1 protein-coding gene is annotated in these 293 nt (G+C 56.0%); it reads left to right on the forward strand.

The features are described from left to right. A partial coding sequence (locus HEN33_RS25780; protein ID WP_183083566.1) for a transposase domain-containing protein occupies positions 1–263 on the forward strand: 263 nt, incomplete at its 5' end. Positions 264–293: the final 30 nt, after the last annotated feature.

Here is a 293-nt window from a genome sequence, read left to right on the forward strand (position 1 = left end):
ACGATGGCTGGGTGGAAATCGACAACAACATCGCTGAAAATGCCCTGCGGGCGGTAAGTCTGGGTCGTAAAAACTTCCTGTTCTTCGGCTCTGGCCATGGTGGTGAGCGGGGAGCGCTACTGTACAGCCTGATAGGGACGTGCAAACTGAATGACGTGGATCCAGAAAGTTACCTTCGCCATGTGCTTGGCGTCATAGCAGACTGGCCGGTCAACCGGGTCAGCGAACTGCTTCCGTGGCGCATAGCACTGCCAGCTGAATAACACATCCCCGTCAATACGGCCCTCGCTGTA

The sequence above is a fragment of the Escherichia sp. 94.0001 genome (assembly GCF_013369155.2).
Classification (GTDB): Bacteria; Pseudomonadota; Gammaproteobacteria; order Enterobacterales; family Enterobacteriaceae; genus Escherichia; species Escherichia coli_F.